Origin of the sequence: Hyphomonas sp. GM-8P (assembly GCF_003263315.1) — a bacterium.
Lineage (GTDB): Bacteria > Pseudomonadota > Alphaproteobacteria > Caulobacterales > Hyphomonadaceae > Hyphomonas.
Window position 1 is genome coordinate 1 of sequence record NZ_AWFE01000126.1, and the last position, 1,827, is coordinate 1,827.

The 1,827-nt window shown below is 63.9% G+C and carries 2 protein-coding genes; both read right to left on the minus strand.

The genetic code is table 11. From position 1 onward, the window contains the following. On the minus strand, window positions 1-541 hold a 541-nt coding region (gene trbF, locus HY26_RS17185), incomplete at its 3' end, for a conjugal transfer protein TrbF (protein WP_112074218.1). 3 nt (window positions 542-544) lie between these two features. After that, window positions 545-1,827, minus strand: a 1,283-nt coding sequence (gene trbL / locus HY26_RS17190; RefSeq protein WP_112074219.1) for a P-type conjugative transfer protein TrbL, incomplete at its 5' end; no start/stop codon positions are given.

Consider the following 1,827-nt stretch of genomic DNA (forward strand, 5'->3'; position numbering starts at 1 on the left):
CATAGGTCTTCTCGATCCAGCGGGCCTGGAAGCTGTCGTCCGAGACGCGCACAACGCTGACCACATCCACAGTGCGGGATTTGCGCCCCACATCCGCAAACGGATCATTGGCGGATGCGTATTCATTGAGCGTGGTCGCGGCGCGGTCGGTGACGAAGTCATAGGCGCGCAGCCAGTTCTCTCGCACGACGACGGGATCGACGCTGAGGCCCCGCACATGCTCGATGAAGTTGGCGAGGTGATGCGCGATCTGGGCATCGCTCGCTGTGTAGCGCTCCGTTGCCGGAGCCACAGCGCGAGCCGCGCCCGTTTCATCGACTTCGACAACATAGGGCGTGACGGTGGATTGCATTGAGCGCCAGACCAGTGCGCCGGACGTCACGAAGCACAGGCCGAGGCATCCGAGCGCCATCAGCCGCCAGTTTTTCGCCTGGACGCGGGCGGAACCGATACGGTCGTCCCAGATTTGACCGGCCTTCTGATAAGGCGTTTCGGGGAACGGGCTTGGCCCATAGCTGGAGGAAGATCGCTTGAAGGCCATCGTCTAGTCGTCCTTATCTTTGAGGGTCGGGTTTGCGCCGGACGCGCCGCGATCGCCGTCGCGGATCGAATGGGCGGCCATCTGTCCGGCCTGGCTCACACGCTGGCTGGTCTGCATGCGCCGCGCCCAGCCGGGGCTTTGCGATGAGGAGGACCCGGACGCAGAGCTTTGCATGGTGGCGGTCGGCGATCCGCCGGTCGCGCTCCAGGCCCCCTGACTGCCGCGTTGATAGGCTTCTCGAAGAGCTTGCGCCGGGCGGGAGGCCGTGCGGCGCATGGCGTCCCCGCCAGCGCGCGCGACACCGGCAAGACCTGCGGCCACACCCGCTGCGCCTGATGCGCCGGAGGCAACGGAACCCAGCGTGTAAGAAGTCCGCGCCGCACCTGCCATGCTTGCGCCAGCTTTTACAGCGCTAGAAGCTCCACCTGCAGCCGCACCAATCGCTGCGCGACCACCCATGCCGGCGACATACGTGCCTGCCGCGACACCGGCCGCGGCGCCTGCAGCCGAGCCCGCGCCAAGTTGTGGTGCGCCGGTGATGAGGCCGGAGGCGATACCGGGCGCGAAGATGCCCATCCAGAAGAAGACGATGGCGGCCAGCACCGTACCCATGACCTGGGCCAGCGTCACATCATCGCCGGTGCGGAACGCGTCTGTGACGGAGGAGAACAGCGTCGAGCCGATGCCGATGATCACGGCCAGGACCATGAGCTTGATGCCGGAGGTGATGACATTGCCGAGCACGCGCTCAGCAAGGAACGTTGTCTTGTTCCAGAGCGCGAACGGCACGAGCACGAACCCGGCGAGCGTCGTCAGCTTGAACTCCAGAATTGTGATGAAGAGCTGCACGGCGAGGACGAAGAAGGCGACCATGATGATCGCCCAGGCCACGAACATGACCGCGATCATGATGAAGTTATGGAAGAAGGAGATTGGCCCCAGCATGTCGCCGATCTCTTCCAAGAGCGGCTGACCGGCATCGAGACCGACGCTGGCGATGAAGCCCGGTCGCAAGAGGTCATCAGCGGTCATGGTCCCGCCGCCTGCGGTCAAACCAAGCTCGGCGAAGCTGTCGAAAACGATGCCTGCTAGCAGCGAGAAATTGCCGATGATAAAGGCAAAGAAGCCGACATAGAGCACCTTCTTGAGTAGCCCGGCGATTACGTCGGTGTTCTGGCTGAGCGCCCAGAACAGGCCCGCCAGCGTGATGTCGATGGCGATCAGCGTGGTCGACAAATAGGCGACATCGCCCGCAAGCAGGCCGAAGCCGCTGTCGATATAGGCGA